Annotated in this window: 16 protein-coding genes; 3 read left to right on the top strand and 13 right to left on the bottom strand. The window is 69.4% G+C overall.

All coding sequences use genetic code 11. From position 1 onward, the window contains the following. Positions 1–6: 6 nt before the first annotated feature. The 10 genes from ACWF9G_RS15260 to ACWF9G_RS15215 all read right to left on the bottom strand — a co-directional run bounded on the left by ACWF9G_RS15260 (position 7) and on the right by ACWF9G_RS15215 (position 8,880). Positions 7–519 (bottom strand): phosphatase PAP2 family protein, encoded by a 513-nt coding sequence (locus tag ACWF9G_RS15260; RefSeq protein WP_357164521.1) that lies wholly within the window; start codon positions 517–519, stop codon positions 7–9. Between the two features lie 89 nt (positions 520–608). After that, positions 609–2,531, bottom strand: a complete 1,923-nt coding sequence (locus ACWF9G_RS15255; RefSeq protein WP_452515867.1) for a glycosyltransferase — start codon at positions 2,529–2,531, stop codon at positions 609–611. Further along, positions 2,528–3,766: a UDP-galactopyranose mutase gene (glf, locus tag ACWF9G_RS15250; protein ID WP_452515866.1), complete on the bottom strand. Its 1,239-nt coding sequence runs from the start codon at positions 3,764–3,766 to the stop codon at positions 2,528–2,530. Before glf ends, ACWF9G_RS15255 begins: the two co-directional genes overlap by 4 nt. 81 nt (positions 3,767–3,847) lie before the next feature. Next, positions 3,848–4,822, bottom strand: coding sequence for a hypothetical protein (locus ACWF9G_RS15245; protein ID WP_452515864.1), 975 nt, complete (start codon positions 4,820–4,822; stop codon positions 3,848–3,850). Between the two features lie 28 nt (positions 4,823–4,850). Further along, positions 4,851–5,540, bottom strand: coding sequence for a hypothetical protein (locus tag ACWF9G_RS15240; protein ID WP_379306335.1), 690 nt, complete (start codon positions 5,538–5,540; stop codon positions 4,851–4,853). Positions 5,541–5,628: 88 nt separating this feature from the next. After that, positions 5,629–6,168 (bottom strand): hypothetical protein, encoded by a 540-nt coding sequence (locus tag ACWF9G_RS15235; protein ID WP_452515862.1) that lies wholly within the window; start codon positions 6,166–6,168, stop codon positions 5,629–5,631. Between the two features lie 9 nt (positions 6,169–6,177). Continuing rightward, positions 6,178–6,567, bottom strand: a complete 390-nt coding sequence (locus ACWF9G_RS15230; RefSeq protein WP_452515861.1) for a hypothetical protein — start codon at positions 6,565–6,567, stop codon at positions 6,178–6,180. Between the two features lie 66 nt (positions 6,568–6,633). After that, positions 6,634–7,056: a hypothetical protein gene (locus ACWF9G_RS15225; RefSeq protein WP_452515859.1), complete on the bottom strand. Its 423-nt coding sequence runs from the start codon at positions 7,054–7,056 to the stop codon at positions 6,634–6,636. Positions 7,057–7,339: 283 nt separating this feature from the next. Further along, positions 7,340–8,098: a MerR family transcriptional regulator gene (locus tag ACWF9G_RS15220; RefSeq protein ID WP_452515858.1), complete on the bottom strand. Its 759-nt coding sequence runs from the start codon at positions 8,096–8,098 to the stop codon at positions 7,340–7,342. Between the two features lie 68 nt (positions 8,099–8,166). After that, positions 8,167–8,880 carry an SDR family NAD(P)-dependent oxidoreductase gene (locus ACWF9G_RS15215; RefSeq protein ID WP_452515856.1) on the bottom strand — a complete coding sequence of 238 codons (714 nt, stop codon included), beginning with the start codon at positions 8,878–8,880 and terminating at the stop codon, positions 8,167–8,169. Between the two features lie 106 nt (positions 8,881–8,986). Here ACWF9G_RS15215 and ACWF9G_RS15210 point away from each other — a divergent pair, with 106 nt between their 5' ends. After that, positions 8,987–9,613: a TetR/AcrR family transcriptional regulator gene (locus ACWF9G_RS15210; RefSeq protein WP_452515854.1), complete on the top strand. Its 627-nt coding sequence runs from the start codon at positions 8,987–8,989 to the stop codon at positions 9,611–9,613. A 13-nt stretch (positions 9,614–9,626) separates the two neighbouring features. On the opposite strand, the gene ACWF9G_RS15205 is transcribed toward ACWF9G_RS15210, so the two are convergent. Next, positions 9,627–10,625, bottom strand: coding sequence for an EamA family transporter (locus tag ACWF9G_RS15205; RefSeq protein ID WP_452515853.1), 999 nt, complete (start codon positions 10,623–10,625; stop codon positions 9,627–9,629). 102 nt (positions 10,626–10,727) lie between these two features. On the opposite strand from ACWF9G_RS15205, the gene ACWF9G_RS15200 reads away from it, so the two are divergent. Then, positions 10,728–11,228: a MarR family winged helix-turn-helix transcriptional regulator gene (locus ACWF9G_RS15200; RefSeq protein WP_452515851.1), complete on the top strand. Its 501-nt coding sequence runs from the start codon at positions 10,728–10,730 to the stop codon at positions 11,226–11,228. Between the two features lie 78 nt (positions 11,229–11,306). Here ACWF9G_RS15200 and ACWF9G_RS15195 read toward each other — a convergent pair whose 3' ends face one another. Next, positions 11,307–12,887: a SpoIID/LytB domain-containing protein gene (locus ACWF9G_RS15195; protein ID WP_452515850.1), complete on the bottom strand. Its 1,581-nt coding sequence runs from the start codon at positions 12,885–12,887 to the stop codon at positions 11,307–11,309. 238 nt (positions 12,888–13,125) lie between these two features. Between ACWF9G_RS15195 and ACWF9G_RS15190 the strand changes: the two genes are divergently transcribed. Next, positions 13,126–15,699 carry an N-acetylmuramoyl-L-alanine amidase gene (locus tag ACWF9G_RS15190; protein ID WP_452515848.1) on the top strand — a complete coding sequence of 858 codons (2,574 nt, stop codon included), beginning with the start codon at positions 13,126–13,128 and terminating at the stop codon, positions 15,697–15,699. A 142-nt stretch (positions 15,700–15,841) separates the two neighbouring features. Here ACWF9G_RS15190 and ACWF9G_RS15185 read toward each other — a convergent pair whose 3' ends face one another. After that, positions 15,842–16,678, bottom strand: a complete 837-nt coding sequence (locus tag ACWF9G_RS15185) for an HAD family hydrolase (protein WP_379306355.1) — start codon at positions 16,676–16,678, stop codon at positions 15,842–15,844. Positions 16,679–16,752: the final 74 nt, after the last annotated feature.

Raw genomic sequence — 16,752 nt, 5'->3', positions numbered from 1 at the left:
TTGCGGTCACTGTCGGAGTCTCTTTTCGGCGGCTAGCACGGCAGCTGCCGACGCGGCACCCAATGCGGAACCGGCGAGCACGTCGGAAGGGTAATGCACACCGAGCACGACCCGGGAAAGGAGCATCGGCGGCACGAGCACCGCAGGCAAGGGTAGCCCGGTCAACCTGCCGAGCAACACCGCCGCCGCCGTAGTCGAGGTCGCGTGCGAGGACGGGAAGCTCAGTTTGCTCGGCGTCGACACGTTGACCTGCACCGCAGGACTGTTCGGACGCGGGCGCCGGACGATCCGCTTGATCACGATCGACGCGGCATGCGCGCCGACGGCGCCGACCGCGACACCGGCCCACTGCCGACGGCGCGGCTTGTCGACCAGCCAGCCCGCCGCGGCGATGCCGACCCAGCCCAGCGCGTGCTCACCGAAGTGCGACATGCCGCGCGCGGCCGAGACGACGGCCGGGTTGGTGCCGATGGTCGTCTGCACGGTGTTGATGATGCCGACCTCGAGCGGAACCTCGATGTACTCGTCGTCGCCGCACGCGCAGGCGCACTCACCGCCGCAGCCTTCCTCGGCCAGCTCCAGCTCGGGCAGTTCGGGGTTGATCGCGTTCACTTCTGGGTTCCGTTCAGGCCGAAGGTCTTCTCCCACGCCGCCGTGCTGGTCAGCTCGGCGTGCGCGGCCCGGTAGCGCTGCTGCATCTCCGGGAAGCGGGCGGTGAGCTCTTTACGCAGGCGCATCGCTTCCTTGAGGAGCTCGGCGGCCTTGCGCGGGTCGCGCTTGCGGTAGACGACGCCACGCCCGTCGGCGGTCGTCACGGTGACGCCGTCGACCTGGGACAGCAGGAACCAGCGCGCGTCCAGCGTCGGCACGTTGAGCTGCGGTGTCTCGTGCGCGGCCGGGTCGGCCTTGCGGAAGTTGTGCACGACGCCCTTGGCCAGGCGCGCGACCTTCGCGATCGGGTTGCCCGGCTCGCCGGTCGCGCCGACGCCGTGCCGGTTGGCCAGCGGCAGCTCCGTCGATGACGGCAGCACCACGGCGTCCGGGTACTGCTTGCGCATCGCGTGGATCTTGCCCAGCGCGCTCGGCAGCAGGTCGAACAGGCCCTCGGGCCCGGCCAGGAAGTCGCGGATCGCCTCGTTCTGGATGGCGACCGTCGAGTACTCCAGGCACAGCAGGTGCTTGAGGGTGGCCTTGACCGTGTTCACGATCATCGGCTTGCCGTCGCCGGGCAGGTGCAGCGAGGCGACGACAAGGCGGTTGCGCAGGTGGAAATACGCCTGCCAGTCGATGGCGTCGTCCTTGTCGGACCAGGCCATGTGCCACACGGCCGCGCCGGGCAGGGTGATGGTCGGGTAGCCGGCCTCGCGGGCGCGCAGGCCGTACTCGACGTCGTCCCACTTGAGGAACAGCGGCAGCGGCTGACCGATCTGCTCGGCAACCTGGCGCGGGATCACGCAGGTCCACCAGCCGTTGAAGTCGACGTCGATGCGCCGGTGCAGCAGCTTGGAGTTGTCGCGGTCCTTGAGCGGGTACTTCGAGAAGTCGTGGTCGTACTCGACGTTCGGCGCCGAGGACCACATGAAGATCCCGCGGTCGACGACCTCGCCCATGCTGTGCAGGTGCGAACGCTCCTGCAGGTTCAGCATCTGCCCGCCGACCAGCAGCGGCGACTTGGCGAACCGGGAGAACGCGAGCGCGCGCAGGATCGAGTCGGGCTCGATCTCGATGTCGTCGTCCATGTAGACGATGAACTCGGCGTCGGTCTTGAGCGCCTCGTACATCACCCGGCTGTAGCCGCCGGACCCGCCGAGGTTGGGCTGGTCGTGGATGGAGAGCCGGTCGCCGAGGGTCGCGGCGGCCTCGGTGAAGCCGGGCTCGTCGACGACCTTGCGGTTGCCCTGGTCGGCCACGATCACCTTGGTGACATTGCCGAGCACCAGCGGGTCGGAGCCCAGCGCGGCCAGCGTCTTGACCAGGTCGGTCGGCCGGTTGAAGGTGGGCATGCCGACCGCGATGGTGCCGGTGCCCGGCGCGTCCTGCGGCGCGTACCAGCCACCGGCGAGCAGCGTGACCGCCGTGTCGGTGGTGATGTCGAACCAGATCCAGCCGCCGTCCTCGAACGGACCGAGATCGGTCTCGAACTCCACGGTCACCGAATCCGCGCCCTGGGCGACAGCGAATTCCTTGCCCTGCACATGGATTCGCGAGCCGTCGGCCTTGGAGCGGTAGACGTCGACGCGGCCGTGCCCGGCCAGTTCCAGGCGAAGCACCACCGAGTTCAGCACGCTCCAGCGCCGCCAGTAGCTGGCGGGCAGCGCGTTGAAGTAGGTGCAGAACGACACCTCGGACTCGGCGCCGATCGAGAGCGCGGTCCGGCTGGTGGCGTGCGCGCGGCGCGCGTTGGTGGTGGATTCCTCCAGGTAGAGGGTCCGCACGTCGAGCGGCTCGCCCGGACGCGGCAGGATGATCCGCTGCAGCAGCGCCTTGGCGCGCGTCTCGGTGGTCACGTCGTCGAGCACCGGCGCGCTCACGCCTCGTCCACCAGGGCTGTGCCGGACTCCAGGTGCGGACGCAGCACGTTCTCGAACATGCTCAGCGCCGAACCGATCGCCATGTGCATGTCGAGGTACTGGTAGGTGCCGAGGCGGCCACCGAAGAGGACCTTCTTCCCGGCGGTCTCCTTCTTGGCGAGCTCGCGGTAGGCCAGCAGCTTGGCGCGGTCCTCGGGGGTGTTGATCGGGTAGTACGGCTCGTCGCCGGTCTGCGCGAAGCGGGAGAACTCGCGCATGATGACCGTCTTGTCGGTCGGGTAGTCGCGCTCGGGGTGGAAGTGGCGCGGCTCGATGATGCGGGTGTACGGGGCGTCGGCGTCGTTGTAGTTCATCACCGAGGTGCCCTGGAAGTCGCCGATCTCGAGTACCTCGGTCTCGAAGTCGATCGTGCGCCAGCCCAGCTCGCCCTCGGCGTAGTCGAAGTAGTGATCCAGCGGGCCGGTGTAGACGACCGGCGCGTCCGGGCTGGCCGCGACGATCTCGTCACGCACGTCGAACCAGTCGGTGTTCAGGCGCACCTCGATGAGCTCGGAGGCGGCCATGTTCTCCAGCCACTTCGTGTACCCCTCCTTGGGGAGGCCCTCGTAGGTGTCGTTGAAGTAGCGGTTGTCGAAGGTGTAGCGCACCGGCAGGCGGGTGATGTTGCCCGCGGGCAGTTCCTTGGGGTCGGTCTGCCACTGCTTGGCGGTGTAGTCGCGCACGAACGCCTCGTAGAGCGGGCGGCCGATCAGTGAGATCGCCTTCTCCTCGAGGTTCTGCGCGTCGGCGGTCTCCACCTCGGCGGCCTGCTCGGCGATCAGCGCCTTCGCCTCTTCCGGGCTGAAGTAGCGGCCGAAGAACTGCGAGATCAGGCCGAGTCCCATCGGGAACTGGTAGGCCTGGCCCTTGTGCAGCGCGAACACGCGGTGCTGGTACCCGGTGAACTCGGTGAACTGGGTGACGTAGTCCCACACCTTCTTGTTCGAGGTATGGAACAGATGCGCGCCATACTTGTGGATCTCGATACCGGTTTCCGGCTCCGGCTCCGAGTAGGCGTTGCCACCGAGGTGGTAGCGGCGGTCGATCACCAGCACCCGCTTGCCGAGCAGGTTCGCGGCACGCTCGGCGACGGTCAGGCCGAAGAAGCCGGAGCCGACCACGATCAGGTCGTACTGGTTTGCCGAAGTGGCGGAATCTGCGTTGACGGAGTTACCCGGGGACGATGCGACGGTCACGGGTGCCCAGCGTATCGGAAGACCGCAGATTGTCCCGGCGGAGTCACCGACCTGGGCCTGACCTGGGTCGATTCGGCCGCCTCAGCGGTAGGGGTGATGCGGCGACGGGGCGCCGGGATAGGGAGTGACCTGTCCCGGCGCGGATCCACCGGGATAGGGCATCGCCTGTCCGTGGAGGTATCCACCGGGGATCGCCCCGTGCGGTGGCTGTCCAGCGAAGCCGGATGGCACCTGCGGAGGTCGTCGACCCTGCGTCCGGGTCGTGGCTGCCGAGACCAGCATCAGGATGAGCATGAGCGCCGCCAGCACAGCCGCTGCCCCGGCGATCCGCCTCCCAGATTCGTCGTCGAAGAGCAGACTGCCACCCCAGCCCGCGTCGATCATGACGACGTGCAGCATGATGGTGAATATCGAGTCCAGCCCGAGCACGTTCAACGCGAGATACCCCACCGCGAGGACGCCGGCCATCGCCCGACCTGCCTTCACCCGCCGCGCGAGCAGCAGCGCGGCAACCACCCAGAGCAGCGCGGCGACCAGGTGCGCCAGGGTCATGGCCAGGACTCGGCGAGTGTCGTCCGGGTAACCGGAGCCGATCAGCTGGATCGCCCTGAACCCGCCGACCGTCGCGCCGGCAGCAACCCCGGCGAGCACCACGGCGAGCGCGATCGCCGCCCGGTGTGTGAGCGCGCCCCGTGTGCCGGAACGTCTCGCCCGCGTTTGGGCACCCGGAAACCCTTGATGTCCCGGATATCCGGCCATCGGCATCCCGGGCAGCACGCTCGCGTCCGTAGCCGGCGATTGCCACCATTCACCGGCCGGCTGTCCTGGGCCCGCCGATCCGAGATAGGGCTGCCCGGGGAACACCCCGGGCATAGCCCCGGCCGGGCCTGCAGGCGAGCTCGGATAGCCGATCGCGGGTACTCGCTGATCCGCGCTGGCACCGGCGGGCAGCGGGTGGTCATGGCCGTAGCGCACGGTCGCGGGCGCCAGGCCATTGGTCGGCGAGACCGGCTGAGCCGCACCCGCATTCGGATCGTGGCCGGATGGATGGCTCATGCGTTGTCCCCCGTGTTCGCGCGGATCGTCAGTTGTACGGGTACGGAGGGTACGCGGGCTGGCGGCCTGCGCGGATCCAGCGGCCGGTGGACGGGGCTGCGGCCATGACAAGGATCAGCAGGGGAATCGCTCCGACGATGACGGCGCCGACAAGTGTGGCCGGAGTGGTTTCGTAGCCGGTTTCCGCACTGTTTTCCACGATCGCGGCTCCCGCCGACAATCCGATGCCGATCAGGCTGATCGAAGAAAGGAGGATGAGGAGCACCCGGCCTGCGGTCTTGCGCCGGAACAGCAGGATGGAGCCGAGCAGCAACAGCAGAGCTGGGGCTGAGCCGATCGCGAGGCCGATCGCCACTTCCTCACGGCCCGCTTCGTCCCGAGCGCTCGTGGCGTCGGTGCTCAGCAGAATCGCCAAGCCGATGCCGAGGCCGCCCAGGGAGATCAACGACAGCAGCAGTGCGATCACCGCGGCAGTGATCGCGGTTCCGCCGCCGGCCCGGGGCTGACCGTAGCCCGGGTAGGGGGCGGCGCCGTAAACCGGTGCTCCGTAACCATATTCGTGGCCCGGGGCCGGATAGGACTGGACACCATAGGCCGGTGCGCCGTGCGGTTGCGCGGGGTAGCCCTGCTGGGCGTAAGGATCTGCGCCGTAGCCTGGTTGCGCGTAGCCGCCCGCGTACGGGTCGTTGCTCTGTTGCGGGCCGTACGGATACCCCATTGCGAATCCCCCTCGTGGAAGCCGTCTTCAACACCTACGCGCCCGAACCGACGTGCCCGCGCCGCTGTCCGACGCTGACCCGCCGAAACTATACGGTCGGCCCGACAGCGTGGTCCGGCCGAGCGTAGGCCGCCGTCCACGGCAGTGCCGCGGGCAGCAGCACCAGCGCGCCGAGGACGACGGCGGCCAGCGCCGCCGCCCAGCTGTGGTTCACGATCGCCGTCACGGCACCGGGTACCCCGCCGAAGCCGATCGGAATCGAACGGATCACCGGCTCCTCGGCGAACCAGTGGATGCCGTACTCGGAGTCGTAGTTCACGAGCGTGGCCAGCAGGCCGAGCACACCGAGGCCGACCTGCGCGCTCGCCGCGACGATGAGCACCCACCGGCCGGTCTGGTCGCGCCGCGCGAGCAGCAGCCCGCCGTAGCCGAACGCGAACGCCGCCACCAGCGCGCCGAGCGTGGTGAACAGGGTCAGCGAGTCGTCGAGCCGGTCGGGGTCGGCGAGAAAGGCGCGCACGAGAATCACAGCGCCGAGCAGATTCGCCGCGGCGGCGATGGCGGCGCAGCACACGGCGGTAATCGCCATCACGTCACCGATTGTCGACTTCGTTTCCTGCACGACCATGCTCAGAACCTATCCCGTGCCCTGCCGGCGCGTGGTGGTCCAGCGCCGCGTCGGCTCACTCAGGCTGAGCCCGAGGATCACCACATTGAGCGCGAGCCAGAAATCCAGCGGCCCCAACCGCCACCCGTGACTCGACCCGTTGAGCACGATGACCAGCAATGTCGCACCGGCCATCACCGCGGACATGGTGACCAGCATCCGCCTGCCCAGCATCCGCCGCCGCAACAACAGCAACGCCCCGAGCAGATAGACCACCCCGAGCCCGCCCACGATCCCCGCCCCCACGTAATCGAGCTCGATCTCGCGTCCGAGCGCCAGCACCACCGCCGTCGCCGTGCCGACGATGATTCCCGCACCACCGACCAGCACCCCGAGCCATCCCGCGACCAGCGCGGTCACCGCGCGAGAAGGCCGCTCCGGCCGCACCTGATCCACCACTGTCCCCGCTACTTGTCGACGTCGCCGTCAGTTATACGGCGGAACGGCCGATCGCGGGGTGTTCGCGGACGCGGACGGTCCGCTCGGCGCAGCCTCGACCCAACGGTGGGTCGCCGGAAGCAGCGCCATGACCAGCAGCCCCGCGCAAGCGAGCGCGAGCCCGACATACATGACCTGCGTCTGCAAGTGCTTCGCCGTCGCGAGCGGGGCGAGGCAGCCGAAGATTCCGAGACCGCCGCCGATGATCACCATCGTCAGCCCGGCCGGGCGCCGCGCGAGCAACAGCGCTCCACCCAGGCCGAGCAGCACGGCGAAAACCGCACCAGTTGCGAGCTCGAGCTGGTTCTCCAACTCCATCCCATCCCAGTCGACTTCGACCCTGGGATCCCGCAATTCCTCCATCACTCGGAGCCCGGCGTACCCCGCCTGCGCCCAGACCAGTCCGACCAACCCACCTACGATCGCGCCGATTCCCGCGAAAATGGCCGATATAGGAGGCGTTCTGTCCGCGCGACGCTGCGGGGGCAGAAAGCCCTGCGGCCCTGGCTGATGATTCATAGCTCCCCCGAGATACCGAAACAGTGTTCAACGCCCAGCATCCGGGCGCAGGAAAAGCCTACCGTTGTCTCACACCTCGGCATCAGCGCGCGCATGACGCCAACAGCCGCACCCGGACAGCTATCGTCCGAGCGCGGCTGTCGCCTTTGCATTCCGGCTACATGGCCGTGATCCGTCAGGCGGACTTCTCCCCGACGTACGCGCGGAACGCCTCGAGGATGTACTCGGCGGTCCCGTCACCATGCACGTCGTAGTTCTTCCGGAAACGCGGGTCGGCGACGTACATCTCGCCGAGTCCGAGCAGGTACTCGTCGGTCACCGGGCGGCCCTGCGTTCCGTCACCGAGCCAGGCGCGGTGCCTGGCGACGATCGCCTGGACAGTCTCGCCATCAACGGGAAGTCCAGCGGCATGGGCCTTTCCGAAGTCGGCGGCGATGTCGAGCTGGGTCTGCAGGAACGCCTTCTTGTCGGCCTCGGTCAGCGAGCGCCAGAAACGGTCGCCGCTTTCGTAGGCATCCTTGCCCCAGCGTTCGGTGACCTCATCCTTGTACTGGGTGTGGTCGAAGCCGTCGAAAACCTCTGCGGCCATGAGTGGTTCACCTCTTTCGGTCTTGTGCAACGTGGTGGACACCGACTCGATCTGGCGTGCGATCCGATCCTGTTGCTGCCGAAGCAGTTCCAGGTGGGTGCGCAGGGCGCCCGCGGTGTCCTGTTCACCGGCGAGGACCTCGGCGATCACCGGGAGGCCGAGGCCGAGTTCGCGCAGCAGCAGGATGCGCTGCAGGCGGATCAGGGAGTTCTGGTCGTAGTAGCGGTAGCCGTTGGCGCCGGTCCGGCTCGGCTCGAGCAGCCCGAGCTGGCCGTAGTGGCGCAGCGTCCGGCTGGTGGTGCCCGCGGCTTTCGCGAGGTCCTGGATGGACCATTCACCCGCCATGACCACTCCCTTTCTCGCCGGTGTCTCCAGTCTGCAAGTTGACGCTACGTCAAAGTCAACACCGAAAGTCAGAACCCGATCTCGACCTCGACGGTGTCGCGTTCGGTGTACATCCGCCAGTACCGCGCGCCGAGTTCGTCGTTGCCGATCCGCGGCAGTTCCAGCCCGGCGGGGATCAGCTCGGGATGCGCGTCGACCTGCCGCTGGACGGCGCTGTTCTCGATGAGCGCGCCGATCGCGAGCAGCCCGACGTAGACCCCGGTGCCGTCGAGTTCGGCGGCCAGCTGGCGGACGTAGGCGCGCTGGGCGCCGAGCGCGACACCCATATTGGCCAGGTAGGGCTGCAGATTCGCCTCGGAGGCGCCCGAGGAGAACAGCAGGGCGCCGCTGCCGCGCGCGACCATGGCGGGCAGCAGCGCGCGGCTGAGCTGGATCGGCGAATACACCTTCAGCGCGAACGGCAGTTCCAGCGCCGACGGGTCGATATCGCGGGTGGACGCGCTGCGGATCGACATCCCCGCCGCGGCCGCGTGCACGGCCACCTCGATCGGCCCCAGCTTCTCCGCTACCCGTGCGATGACCTCCGCGGGCTGCGCCGGATCGGTGATGTCGGCGGCGAACGCCTCGGCCTCGATCCCGTCCGCGCGCAGGGCCGCGGCGCGTTCCGCGGCCGCGTCCGGGTCACGGCCGATCACCGCGACCCGAAATCCGTTGCGACCGAAGTACCGTGCGGTTCCCGCGCCCAGCCCGGGTCCGTATCCGAAGATCGCGAGCGTGCTCATCCGACTACCTCACTAAGTTGAGCATTGGTTCAAGTTATCGGCAACCTAGCACTAACTTGAACCACGGCTCAAGATAATTCGCACCGCTGATTTGTAGGATCGGCGAATGCCCGAGGACAAGCCGTTGCGCAGCGACGCCAAGCGCAACCGCGACGCGTTGGTCACCGCGGCCCGCGAGCTCTTCGAGGAACGCGGGCTCGACGCGCCGCTCAAGGACATCGCCGCGCGGGCCGGCGTCGCGATCGGCACCCTCTACAACCGCTTCCCCACCCGCGACGACCTCATCGCCGCCGCCGTCGCCGACCGGGTCGAGGCAGGCACCGCGATCGCCGAGCGGGCGCTCGAACTCACCGACCCGTGGGAGTCGTTCACGTTCCTCGTCGAGCGGATCTGCGCACTCCAGGCGAACGACCGCATCCTCGGCGAGCTCGCCCTGCGCAATCCACCGAGCGCCGCGCTGGAGCGGGCACGCGAGCACGGTCACGCGCTGATGCGCCGGATCATCGCCCGCGCACAGGAGGCCGGAGCGCTGCGCCCCGACTGGACACTCGAGGACATCGCCTTCATCACCTGGTCGCATACGAGTGTCGTCGCCGCGACGGCGAGCGTCGCCCCCGAGCTCTGGCGCCGCAACCTCGCCCTGATCCTGGACGGCCTGCGCGCGAAAGCCGCGCACCCCCTGCCGGTTCCGGCCCTTACCGAGGACCAGTTGATGCAGGCGATGCGCGGCTGAGCCGACCGGCTACTCAGCGAGCCGTAGCTTCGGCCGCCGAAACCGGCTCCGGCGCAGGCAGAACCGCGACCTCGGTGATCGCGACAGCGGCGGCGTCGTCGATGTCCTCGGGCGAGAACGGTTCAGCCACCACCGGCGCGGGCTTCGGCGGAATCTGGCCGAGCACGGTGCCGACGAGAGCGATGACGAGGCCGAGGATCTGCAACGGAGTGAGCGCCTGACCGAGGGCGATCCAGCCGATCACCGCGGCCGACATCGGGCTCAGCAGACCGAGGAACGCCACCGAAGTCGCGGGCACACGCGAGATTCCGCGGAACCACAGCCAGTACGCGAGCGCGGTGCCGATGATGCCGAGGTACAGGTAGCCACCGATGGCGGCACCGTCGAGCGCGGGCGGAGCGCCTTCGAGGAGCACCGCGAGCGGCAGGATGAACAGCCCACCGGCGGTGAGCTGCCAGCCGGTCATCGCCAGCGGACCGACGCCGTCGGGGCGTCCCCACTTCTTGGTCAGCACGGTGCCCGCCGACATCGCCGCCGCGCCGGCCAGTCCGGCGACGACACCGATCGTGTCCAGCTCGGCGTTACCGCGCAGCACGACCAGCGCGACGCCGAAGACGCCGATCACCCCGGCGATCACCTTGCGCCGGGTCGGCGCCTCGGCGAGCAGCACGGCCGCGAAGCCGAGCGCGATCATCGGCGCCACCGCGCCGAGCACCCCGGCCACGCCGCCGGGCAGCCGGTACGCGGCCAGGAACAGCAGCGGGAAGAACGCGCCGATATTGAGCACGCCGAGCACCGCGGCGCGGCCGAGCCAGATGCCGCGCGGCAGCACCCTGGTCAGCGCCAGCAGCACCAGGCCCGCGGGCAGGGCGCGCATCAGGGCGGTGAACAGGGGCCGGTCCGGGGGCAGGAATTCGGTGGTGACGGCGTAGGTGGAGCCCCACACGATCGGGGTGAGGGCGGTGAGTGCGAGGGTGCCCGCGTAGCCGGTCGGGCGGGTTGCGGTGGTCATGTTCACTCCTGATTGATAATCTCAACATTGAAATATCTACCCGGCGGGATGGCTCAGCGTCAAGTAGATGAACGTTAAGAGTTTCAACCGAGAGGAAAGCGCATGCGGGATGCCGTCGACCTGATCACCGCGCACTGGCGGGCCGAACGCCCCGATGTCGATGTGTCGCCGATGGCGATCGTCGGCCGGATCACCCGGCTCTCGCGCGTCCTCGAGCAGGACCTAAAACGCTTCTTCGCAGGTCACGGCCTGGAATTCTGGGAGTTCGACGTGCTGGCCACGCTGCGCCGCTCCGGCGGCGACACCGGCCTGACCGCGGGCTCGCTCAACCGGGCCGCCATGGTCACCTCCGGTGCGATCACCAACCGGATCGATCGGCTGGCCGCGAAGAACCTGGTCCGGCGCGTCCCGTCGGCCGATGACCGCCGGTCGGTCTTCGTCCAGCTCACCGACGAGGGCCGGGAACTGGTCGACCGTCTCCTGCCGCTGCACATGGCGAACGAGCAGCGGCTGCTCGCGTCACTGGGCGCCGAGGATCGCGAACAACTCGCCGGTCTGCTGCGTGTCCTGGCCGTCGGCCTGGACGACACCGCCCTCGACTAACCCGGCGTAATCGTGCAATTCGAGCTGCGGCAGTCAGATATCTGATCGAAGCGCGCCGATTTGCACGATTACGCCGGGCTACTCGCCGGCGTGGATCCCCGGCGCGGCAGCCGGATTCGCCGGGCCGTACACGGGCGTCTCCAGCGGCACACCAGCCACCGGCGCGCCAGCCGCAGCCTGCGTCGGCACACCAGCCACCGGCGCAGGCGCACCTGCCGGCGGCACAGCACCCGCACCGGGCGTCGGCGCGTCAGCCGTCGGCGCACCACCCGCACCCAGCGTCGGGTCGCCGGGTTGGGCCGGGATCTGCGCGCCCGGCGTGGCATCCATTGGCGCCGAACCTTCGGGCGTCGTCACCTTCGGCTCCCCCGACGCCGACGGAGGCAGCTGATCACCCGCACCCGGAACGAGCTGGAGCAGCGTCGAGAAGTCGACGACCTGCGCGCCGAGCGTCTTCGTCGCCACGATGACACCGTTCGTGTACAGCCGGTAGGTGCCCGCCCGTTGCGGCAGTTGCATTTCCGGCCCGATGGGCGCGCCGATCGCACTCTGCGCACCGCCGATCCGCCGGTACTCGGCGTCGATGATGCTCTCGCCCGCAAGTGCCTCGATCGTCGGATCAGGCTCGATCGTCGGATCAGGCTCGATCGGGTAGGTGGGAGCCGTTGGCGCTGGGGCGGTTTCGACGAGTTCGTCGGGCGCGGGGCCGACGGCGAAGGTCTCGATATCGGCGGGCCTGCCGCCGTCGGGAGCCGCGGAGTACTCCGAGCGCAGGATCAGCCCGTCGCGCAGCAGCACCGTGCCCGTGGTCGCCGCGACGGCTTCGGTGGTGCGCGAATCCTCTTTCACCGTACCGGGATACACCTGGCAATCGGTGGTGTCGCAGGTCTGCGCGTAGGCGTAGCGGTTCTCCGCGAGCGCGTAGGAACGGGCGGCGATCGCTTGCGCGCGCAAGGCCTCGAACGCACCCTGATCGGCCCAGTTCGCCTGCATCTCCGCGGGCAGCAGCCCGGCGAGGTAGTCGTCGAGGTCCACCTGGTTGACGGTCCGGTAGGCGCCGCCCTCCAGCGCGACGCCGAGCGCGCCGCGATAGGCGGTGCCGCCGCACAGGGTGAGGTGTTCGTCGGCGGGCCTGCCCGGCCCGGCATCGACGGGGTAGACGAACGGATCGTCGGTCGCGGCCTGCCACAGCACCTCGCCGTCGCAGCCGGTGGTGACCACCACGTTCGCGCCGCCGTCCGGCAGCGGAGTGAGGTGCGCGGCATCGCCCGGTCCGATCATCCGGCCCGCGACCTGCGCGCCGGCGGCGGCGAAGGTGTCGAGGGTGGCGTCGTCCTGGGCCTGCAGCCGGACGCCGATGGTGGTCGGACCGACCTGACCGAGGGCGGCGCCCGGATAGTAGTGCCCGAGGATCTCCTCGGCGGTCCAGCCTTCCCTGGCGCTGTCGAACGCGCCGACCTGACTCATCCCGCGCCCGTGGCCTGCTCCGACCGTCGGAGCGACTTGGCCGGGCAGGATCTGCCACAGCCCGATCGCGCCGGTCAGCGCCAGTGCGGTGCCGCCGACCAGGACCGGCAGTGGCGCTGTCCTGAGCATCGGCACGCTGCGGCGCCGTGTCCCTCGGCGGGTACTGCGGTTGATCTTGGTGTCCGCTCTCATCCTGCGCTCCCACGGTTCGGTGGTTCGACCGGCGGAGCTCGCGTCGGCATGTCGTCACCGCCGAGCGGGTTCCGAAGGCTACATTCGAGCAATCACATAATCCTCAAGTTGAGGTTTAGATATGTGACGTATGTTAACTAGTGTGGTGTGTGAGGCAAGAGGAAGCAAGCATCACTTGCCGGTGATGGGCCCCTGAACCACCAAGGTCTACGAGCTCGACCCTGATTGGAGAAGGCACGTGCGTAATCGAAAGCCGAAACGTTCCTACGTGCTCCCGGTGGTCACCACGCTCGCCGTCGCCGCTCCTGTCGGCGCCTTCGCGCTGAGCGACTCGACCGATTACCGCAGCACAAACGACCAGCTCGAGGCGGTGCCCGCACAGCTGGCCGAGGTCGCGCTGACCTCCGTCCCCGACATCACTGTCCCGCTACGCGAGCTGACCGGTCTCGACTTACCCGATCTGCACCTATCGGATCTGCAGATGCTGCCGCTGCCGACCTCGATTCCGGTGCCGCCGGGATTGCCCGTTCCGCCGGGCGTGGCGCTGCCGACAGAGATCGTGCTGCCGCCGATACCGACAAAGGCGCAACCGACAACGACCACCGCCGCGCCGGCACCCGGCCAGCAGGGCGGCGCACCCGCGCGTCCACCGGCGCCGAGCACCGCGGTCCCGACCGCGCCTGCGACACAGCCGCCCGCCGCGGCCCCGGCCGCGCCAGCTCCGGCAGCACCAGGGGCGCCAGCACCGGCAGCGCCCGGCGCACCCGCGGCACCAGCCCCCGCAGCGCCGGTCGCACCCGCGGCACCGGCCGCCCCCGCAACACCAACTCCGGCAGCACCGGTCGCACCAGGGGCACCGGCACCCGCGGCACCAGCCCCGGCGGCGCCCGCGGCTCCGGCTCCCGCAGCGCCCGTAGCGCCGACACCTGCCGCACCAGCCCCGGCCGCACCCGCGACGACTCCGCCCGCAGGTGCCCCGGTCGCCCACCGTCCGGCCGGCATCAAGTTCATCGCCGATCCGGCCAACCTGGAACCCGGCACCACTCCCGACACCCCCGCGCTCTCCCCCGGCGCGGTCGCCGCCGACCTGGTCGACCAGGTCGGCGCCCAGGTCAAGGAGCTCACCCAGGACACCCCGTTCAGCATGGTCGCCGTCACCGCGCGTGACCTGGTGAACACCACGACCAAGCTGCGCGCCCGGCAGCAGGACGGCAACTGGGGACCCTGGTACGACGCCGATCCGCTCGACACCAGGGCCACCGACCACACTTCCGCCGACGCACTGACCGGCACCGAGCCGATCTACGTCGGCGAGACCACCGCCGTGCAGATGCTGGTGACCCGCAAGCCGGCAGCGGCCCCCGACCACGACCCGGCCCACCTCACCGAGGCCGCGCTCAAGGCCATCCTGATCAACCCCGGTCGCGCCGCCATCGACGCCGGACTCACCGACGTCGCGGCCGCGCTGCCCGGCGGCGGACCGAAGGTCATCACCCGCGCGCAGTGGGGCGCCGACGAGTCGATCCGCTGCGAGGAACCCACCTACGACGATGGTGTCGGCGGCGTCACCGTGCATCACACGGCAGGCCGCAACGAATACAGCCGCGCGGAGTCGGCGGGCATCGTCCGGGCGATCTACGCCTATCACGCCGAAACCCTCGGCTGGTGCGACATCGGCTACAACGCCCTGGTCGACCAGTACGGCCAGATCTTCGAGGGTCGCTACGGCGGTCTCGATCGCGCGGTGCAGGGCGCGCACGCGGGTGGTTTCAACGAGAACACCGCGGGCGTGGCGGTGATGGGCAACTACGAGTCAGAGACCCCGAGCGAGGCCTCACTCAACGCGATCGGCAAGTTCATCGGCTGGCGGACCAAGCTCGCCGGGCTGAACCCCAAGGGCCACACCACGATGTACTCCGAGGGCACCGAGTTCACCCCGTACGCCCTGGACGAGGCGGTCGACCTGCCGGTGGTGTTCGCCCACCGCGACGTCGGCAACACCGACTGCCCCGGCGACGCCCTCTACGCCCTGATGGACCGCATCCGCAATATCGCCGCGGGCAACGCGGGCACCTATTCCTCACCCGCGACGCCTTCCCGCCCGCCGAGCCAGCAGGCCCGCGCACCGCAGCAGGGCAACATGGCCGAACTGGGCGCCCTGGTCGACAAGCTGCTCGGGCTGTCCGGCGAGAACGAGATCGCCAGGCACTGGGTGAGCCGCGGCGGCGTCGACGGTCCGCTCGGCGCGCCGCAGTCGGATCTGCTGTCGGGCTCACAGGGCCGCCAGTACGCGAAGTTCGCCAACGGCTACGTCTTCTCCGGCGAGAACGGCCAGGTCTTCGAGGTGGTCGGCGCGATCCTGGACCGCTACCTGAGCCTGGGTGCCGACGCGGGCGTGCTCGGCCTGCCGACCGGCAGTGCGTACCTCGTACCGGATGGTCTGCGCACCGATTTCCAGAACGGTTCGCTGGTGCTCAACGAGCTCACCGGCATCGTCACCACGTTCTGGAAGACCTACAACGAGACCTACGAGGAAGAGATGGAGGGGATGAACACCAAGCCCGAACAGGCGCCCGCCACCACGGCGCCCACGTCGAGGGTGCCCGCGACCCCGGCTGCCCCCGCTAATTCACCGACGGAACCGGCCGCCCCCGCCGGCCCACAGGCCGCCGCACCCGCACCGGCCGCCCCCACGGCCCCGCCGGTCCCCACGGACCCGCAGGCCGTCGCACCCGGCGCGGCTGACCCCGTACCCGTCGATCCGGCACCGGCCCAGCCTCCGGTAGCCGCAGAGCCCGCCCCGGTCGGCTAACCCCCGGTCATGGCGAAGAACGGCCGGTGCCCCTCCACCCGAGGGCACCGGCCGTTACTTGTCCGACCAAGATCACCAAGCCGTGGTGGCGCAGGCCTCTCGGCCGATACTCACCTGACAGCGTGGTGATCAATCGCGCAGCTCAGGACCACCAGCGTTCGAGCACCATCGCGACGCCATTGTCGATATTGCTTCCGGTGACCTCGTCCGCGGCGGCACGTGCCTCCGGATGCGCGTTACCCATGGCGACACCGTGCCCGGCCATCGTCAGCATCGGCACGTCGTTGGGCATGTCGCCGAACGCGACGATCGACGCGTCGTCGACGCCGACCCGTCGCGCCACCTCGGCCAGCCCGGACGCCTTGGTCACCCGCGGCACCGCCAGCTCGATCAGCCCGTTCTCGGTGGAGTAGGTGATCTCGGCGCGATCCCCGATCAGCGGCGCGAGCGCGGCGCGCATCGCGGAACTGCGGGCCGAACTCAGCCGGATCAGCATCTTGATCGCGGGCGACTCGATCACCTCGGCATGCGAGACGACGGTGTCGTCCGGGTTGAGCCAGGCGTGCTCGTAGTTCGGCGAGCTGACGAACTGCGGGGTGGCGGCGTCGTGCGCGCTCGCGCCGACGCGCTCGGTGGCCAGTCCGCAGCCGGGTAGCGCGTGTTCGGCGAGTTCGGCCAGCCAGCCGAGGGTCTCGACGTCGAGGGTGTGGCTGGACAGGACGCGGTCGTTGGCGCTGTCGTAGATGACAGCGCCGTTGCCGCACACCGCGAGCGGCGCGTACCCGAGTTCGCTGACGACCGGATCGATCCAGCGCGGCGGCCTGCCGGTGGCGAGCACGAAGGTGGCGCCGTCGGCGACGAGCGCGTTGACGGCGGACTTGGTGCGGGCCGATACCTTGTCCGCGTCGTCGATCAGCGTGCCATCGACATCGGTGGCCACCAACTTCGGTTTCGGGTGCAGGGGCGTCATCCATTCCATCCTGCCGCACGTCGCCACGCGGGGACGGCGGACTGTCCTTATGATCAGGGCCTGAATACCCGATCCAGAGGGGA

The sequence above is a fragment of the Nocardia sp. NPDC055029 genome (assembly GCF_053608525.1).
This window is presented reverse-complemented; position numbering and strand designations above follow the sequence as displayed.

Bases quoted from the DNA above. Each gene is read 5' to 3' on its own strand.
- ACWF9G_RS15245 (WP_452515864.1), bottom strand. From the start codon at position 4,822: ATGAGCCATCCATCCGGCCACGATCCGAATGCGGGTGCGGCTCAGCCG.
- ACWF9G_RS15240 (WP_379306335.1), bottom strand. From the start codon at position 5,540: ATGGGGTATCCGTACGGCCCGCAACAGAGCAACGACCCGTACGCGGGC.
- ACWF9G_RS15235 (WP_452515862.1), bottom strand. From the start codon at position 6,168: ATGGTCGTGCAGGAAACGAAGTCGACAATCGGTGACGTGATGGCGATT.
- ACWF9G_RS15220 (WP_452515858.1), bottom strand. From the start codon at position 8,098: ATGGCGGGTGAATGGTCCATCCAGGACCTCGCGAAAGCCGCGGGCACC.
- ACWF9G_RS15215 (WP_452515856.1), bottom strand. From the start codon at position 8,880: ATGAGCACGCTCGCGATCTTCGGATACGGACCCGGGCTGGGCGCGGGA.
- ACWF9G_RS15210 (WP_452515854.1), top strand. From the start codon at position 8,987: ATGCCCGAGGACAAGCCGTTGCGCAGCGACGCCAAGCGCAACCGCGAC.
- ACWF9G_RS15205 (WP_452515853.1), bottom strand. From the start codon at position 10,625: ATGACCACCGCAACCCGCCCGACCGGCTACGCGGGCACCCTCGCACTC.
- ACWF9G_RS15200 (WP_452515851.1), top strand. From the start codon at position 10,728: ATGCGGGATGCCGTCGACCTGATCACCGCGCACTGGCGGGCCGAACGC.
- ACWF9G_RS15195 (WP_452515850.1), bottom strand. From the start codon at position 12,887: ATGAGAGCGGACACCAAGATCAACCGCAGTACCCGCCGAGGGACACGG.
- ACWF9G_RS15185 (WP_379306355.1), bottom strand. From the start codon at position 16,678: ATGGAATGGATGACGCCCCTGCACCCGAAACCGAAGTTGGTGGCCACC.